The organism is uncultured Desulfovibrio sp., from assembly GCF_944327235.1.
GTDB lineage: Bacteria > Desulfobacterota > Desulfovibrionia > Desulfovibrionales > Desulfovibrionaceae > Desulfovibrio.
In genome coordinates, this window is the sequence record NZ_CALVHE010000123.1 from 1 (window position 1) to 5,333 (window position 5,333).

At 67.8% G+C, this 5,333-nt stretch carries 3 protein-coding genes; all 3 read right to left on the reverse strand.

The genetic code is table 11. The annotated features are described in order from the left end of the window. Positions 1-300 precede the first annotated feature (300 nt). Entirely contained in the window at positions 301-1,599 is a 1,299-nt protein-coding gene (gene larA, locus Q0K00_RS11190; RefSeq protein WP_297229560.1) for a nickel-dependent lactate racemase, read from the reverse strand. 168 nt (positions 1,600-1,767) lie between these two features. Next, positions 1,768-2,760: a hypothetical protein gene (locus Q0K00_RS11195; RefSeq protein ID WP_297229562.1), complete on the reverse strand. Its 993-nt coding sequence runs from the start codon at positions 2,758-2,760 to the stop codon at positions 1,768-1,770. 269 nt (positions 2,761-3,029) lie between these two features. Further along, the coding region (locus Q0K00_RS11200; protein ID WP_297229563.1) for a pitrilysin family protein at positions 3,030-5,333 on the reverse strand (2,304 nt) is incomplete at its 5' end.

Sequence of the window (5,333 nt, forward strand, 5' to 3'; positions counted from 1 at the left end):
GGGGTAAGGGGTCGTAGGGGGCAAGGGGCTGCGCAAGCCCCTGCCCCCTGCCGCCAGCCGCGCAGGCTACCAAGCCCAGATGCCGGGCAGCATCCGCCAGCGAGCGAACGGAAAAGAAAAAAGGAAACAAGCCCCTCTCCCCCCTGCCGCCAGCCGCGCAGGCTACCACGCCCGGACGCCGGGCAGCATCCGCCAGCCAGCGGCAGGAAAAGGAGAATATACCCGCTGGAAGGCGACCACCCCCAGGCTCTGGGCAGCGGCCGCCATCCAGCGACAAGCGGAAGAAAAAAGAGAAAAAAACTACCCGGCGACACGCGGCAGGGTCACGGCGCCCTGCGGCATGACCGTCGTCGGCACGGCCAGACTGCCGCCGTGGAATCCGGCGGCCAGTTCCAGCGCCTTGTCCAGACTGGACACGACGTGCAGACGGGTGGAGGCGAAGAGGCCCGGCTCCATGTCCGTCACGAGGATGACGTTATGGTGTTCCGCGGCTTCGGCCAGCAGGAAGCCCACATAGCCGCCGATGGAGAAGGTCTCCCGCAGGGCCGCCTCCCGCGCGTGGTGGTCGGGGTAGGCGGTGAGCTGGCGCTCGGTCTCGGCATTGCCGAAACCGTCGGGATTGCGGGCCAGCAGGATCATGGTTCCGCCCTCTTCCACGGCCGCCAGCGCGTTGCTGAGGAGCTTGATCTCCTGAAAGACGTTCATGTCGCGGGGCTCGCCGCCCGCACTGGCCACCACCAGCGGCGTGCGACGGGAGATGGTCACGCGGTCCATGCGATCGACCAGCGCGCAGGCCGCGCGGTGGGCCGCCAGCCAGTGTCCGGCAAAGGCGGCGATGATCTCGGCTTTGGCGTTGGTGATGACGTTGAGGCTGAAGCAGGGCTTGAGCAGGGCCGCGCCTTCGGCAAGGTCGGCCTGAAAGATGTTGTCCTCAAGGATGCCCGCCCGCACCAGCGGATTGGTGCCGCTGTCGGCGGCGGCATTGAAGGCAAGATGGTGGTGGCGCTGGATGGTCTCATATCCGCAGATACCGGGCACCAGCATCTTGGGGCCGCCGCCGAAACCGGCGAGGAAATGAAAGACCACGCCGCCGCACAGGATGATCTTGTCCGCTTCCACGGCGGTCTTGTTGACCACGATGGGCGTGCCGCGCGAGGTCGTGCCCGCCTGGACGAGGTCGGCGTCCTCGCGGCACTGATGGTCCACGATGCGGATACGCCCGGCCACATCGGCGGAGACGAGGCGGGCATGTTCTTCGGGGGTATGGCGACGATGCGCGCCCGTGGCCACCAGCAGGGTCATGTCCGCGTCGGGGATGCCGCAGGCGTTCAGGGCGGCCACCACTTCCGGCACATAGACCTGCGGGGACTGCCAGAGGCGGGAAATGTCGGGGATGACGATGCAGACCTTTTCCCCGGGCTTCACCACGGCCTCAAGGGCCGGGGAATCCACAGGCTCGCGCAGGGCCTTGCGCACCACCTCCGCCGGCGGCAGAGACGGCAGATCCACGGCATTGGGCAGCACTTCGGCGGCAAGGCAGCCGTCGGGCACATCAAGGAAACATTCGCGGTCGCCGTATTTCAGGGCATGTCTGGACATGGACAAACTCCGTCGCTGAGGTGAAAGAAAAAGATATCCGTGGCGGCGATACGCGCGGAGGCGCGCCACCGCCCTCCCCCGCCGGACGACGACCGGGACGCGAAGCCCCGCCCGACCGGCCGGAAAGGCCGCCGTGCCTGCCGGGATACTCCGACGGCGGGCGCAGGTTCAGGAACGAAAGACGCCGCGCGAAAGATCGTCCGCGCGCTGCCGGGCTATCCAGCGGTCCACCACGGGGATGCCCTTGTCGTCATCCACATCCAGCCAATGGATGGGCCCTTCCCGCAGGGGCAGGACCGCATGTCGGGTGAAGCGCATATGGAGATTGGCGCTCATCTCGCGCCGGTTGCGGCTCACGGTCACGCATCGGGCGGCGGCGAAGAGATTGGCGCTCCCCTCCCACGGATCGTCCAGCGCAAGATAAAGCAGCATGAGCGTGGAGGGGCCGATCTCCATGTCTTTCAGCAGCGGGTCATGGTGCAGACGCACGAAGGCCCCGCCGGCGGAAATGTCCACGATCTCGGTGCGGGCCTTCATCTCCGGCGTATACCGGGCGATGGAATCCAGCATGACCGCGCCCTCGACCGGCAGCACGGGCGCGAACCAGAAACAGGCCGCGAACATCTGTTCGGGAGATGGGCAATACCGCGCGTGCCGCCGCAGCTCGCGCTGCACGCAGCGGAACGGCGTCTTGATCTGGAGGGCGAGCAGCTCCTCCCCGGCCTCCGGCCAGATGGCCGCGGCCCCTTCGGGCGCGGGACCGGTCGCCATGAGCGAGGTCTTGCTGTAAAAACCGTAACGGCGGCCCGTGAGCCGTTCCTGCGTGGTCAGCAGGAGATCACCGGCCGAAAGCGGCATACGCATGTCCGCTCCCTCGACCACCTGACCCGGCTCCGGCTCCCGTACCTTGAAATACAGACTGCATTCCTGTGGCGCGAAGGGCTGCGGCAGGGCGGACGCCCGACACAGCAGGGTGGCGCGATCCCTGTCCATCTCCAGCAGGCGGCACTCCACCGGCCCCAGTTCGCGGGGACGGTCGGGATAGCTCAGACAGAGGAATGCCCGCTGCTGTATGGCGCACAGCAGTGCCGTCGTGATGGGAGGGCACCACAGGCAAAGATTCTCGTCATGTGAAGAAAGCAGGGTCTGGTCGGTCGTCATGGCACGCTCCTTTTCGAGATGTAGCCCATGCCGCAGACGCTGTAAAGCCGCCCTCCCCCGCCGGATGCACCCGGATACGGCGGTACGGCGGCCCAGCGGCATGGACGGAAGCCCCTCCGGCACCCGAACATTCCCCGTTTGGGGCGCTTCGCGCTCCCCAACCATGCGGCCTGTCATCTCGCGGGAAAAACGCGGTCTTTCCGCCTGGTCCAGGCCGGGCGGCGCTGTGCGGCCGCCTCGCGTCCTGTTGTTTTCAAAGGCAAAGTGCTCTATTGGGGCGCGGCGGGCGCTTCCCCCTGCGGCGTCGGGGCGGCGGGCGCGGCCGTGCTCGTCTCCGGCGTCAGCAGCAGTTCACGCCGGGCTTCCGGCGCAAGATACTTGCGGGCGGCCTCCTGCACGTCGGCGGGCGTGAGCCGGGACGCCTTTTCCAGCACGTCCCGCCGGAAGGTCTCCGGCAGGCCGAGGATGGCCAGGGTGGCGCTTTCCGTGGAGCGGGCCCCGAGGCTCTGGCGGCCGCGGTAGTACTCCCCTTCCAGACGGTTGAAGCCCTTTTCCAGCAGGGCCGCGGGCAGGGGCTTCTGCCGCACGTCCTCGATGATCCCGTCAAAGCCCTTGCGCGCCTGCTCCACCTTGTCGGGCGTGGTGCCGATATAGAAGGCCATGAGACCGGCTTCCGGCAGGCTCTGATAGAAGGAGGTCACGGTGTAGCCGAGGCCCTGCTCGTCACGCATCTTGCTGAACAGCAGACCGCTCTGCCCCGAAAGGATGGCGTCCAGCAGCATGAGCGCGGGCGCGTCGGGGTGATCCTGCGGCACCGTGGGGAACACCTGCAGCAGGTACGCCTGATTGCGTCCCGGCGCATGGATGCCCAGCGTCGTTTCCTCCGTCCAGCGGGGAGCGCTCACGCCGCCCGCGGACGGCGCGGCGGGCACGGGCAGCTGCGAGGCCCAGGCCTTGACGGCGGCCGGGTCGAAATCGCCGGTCAGCGTGAGCACCCACGGCAGGGAGGACTGGCGCTTCCAGTAGTTCACCAGATTATCCCGCGTGAAGCCGTCCAGGTTCTCCGGCGTGCCGAGGCTGTCGAAGCCGTAGCAGTGCTGGGGGAAGAGGAAGGGCCGCACCCGCGCGAAGAGCAGCGCCTGCGGGTTGTCCTGCCGCCGGGCAAGAGCGGCCTTCATGTTCTGCACCTGCCGCTCCATGTCCTTCTTCTCGAAGCGCGGCGAGCGCAGCAGGCTGTCGAGCTGCTGGAAATATTCGTGCGTGAAGCGGGCCGGGCCGCTCATGTCCACGGCGAAGGTCTGGAGGCCCGCCGAGGCGGAGAGCTGCGCCGCCCGTTCCGAGAACCAGCGCTCCACGGCCTGCGCGTCCTTGTCGCCGTATCCGTCGGTCAGCGTGCGGGCCGTCAGTTCGGCAAGGCCCTGATGCTGCGGCACGAGCAGGGCATTGCCCCCGCCCTGCCGGAAGCTGAGCGCCACATACGGCACCGTGGCGTCCCGCTGCAGGATGAGCGTACGGCCCTGCCCCAGATCTATGGTCTGCGTCGCGGCCACGCCGCCCTCAGCCGTCGGAGCGGGACCGTCCGCCGCCGCGGCCTTCCAGTTGCGGTCCATGATGGCTTCCAGATCCGGGATCTGGGCATCCTGCGGCACGAGGACGCGCACTCGCGCCCGTTCCGGACGGATCCACCGCCGCAGGGCCTCCTCCAGACGCGAGGCGTCCACCGTGGAGAGGGCACTGCGCAGATTGCGTTCTCCCTCGCGGCCGCCCAGCTCGAATTGCACCGTGCCCCGCCACGAGGCCAGCCCGTTGAGGGTCTCCCCGGCGCGGTCCACGGAATCGGCCAGATTGAAACGGGCGCGCTCGATGGCGTCTTTCGGGAAGTCCTTGCCGCTCAATCCGGCAAGGTCGCGCGTCAGCCCATCCCAGAGGCTTTCGAGGTTGTTCGCGTCCAGCGTGGCCGTCAGATAGACGAGCCCCGCCCGCTTGAGCCCCATGTTGCCCATGGCGATGCTGTCCACAAGGCGCTTTTCATACTGATACTTGCGGTAAAAGGTCGAGGTGCCGTCCCCGCCGAGCACATAGGTCAGCACGTCCAGATCCACGGAGCGGATGTCCGGCAGTCCGGGCACGGGCAGGGAAAGCCCCAGATAGACCTTGCTCCACGGGCCGCGCGCGACCTCCACACGGGGGCCGCCGGGCGCATGGATGAGATCCACCGGGGCGGGGGCCGTCAGGTCGGCGGTATTCTTCAGCCCGCCGAACAGCTTCTCGGCGTGGGCGAGCACCTGCTGCGGCTCGATGTCGCCCGCCACCAGCAGCAGCATGTTCTGCGGCTGGTACCAGGTGGCGATATAATCGCGCAGATCCTGCACCGTGACGGCGCGGATGGTCTCCTCGAAACCGATGATGGGACGCCCGTAGACGCTGTTCTTGAGGCCCGCCACCTGCAGGGCCTCGAACAGACGCCGCCGCGGCTCGTCGTCGTCGCCCTGCAGCTCGGAAACGATCACGTTCTTCTCGCTTTCCAGCTCGTCGGCGTCCAGCGTGGCGTTAAAGGCCATGTCCCGCACCAC

Coding starts and splice junctions, on each gene's coding strand:
- larA (WP_297229560.1), bottom strand. CDS start 1,599: ATGTCCAGACATGCCCTGAAATACGGCGACCGCGAATGTTTCCTTGAT.
- Q0K00_RS11195 (WP_297229562.1), bottom strand. CDS start 2,760: ATGACGACCGACCAGACCCTGCTTTCTTCACATGACGAGAATCTTTGC.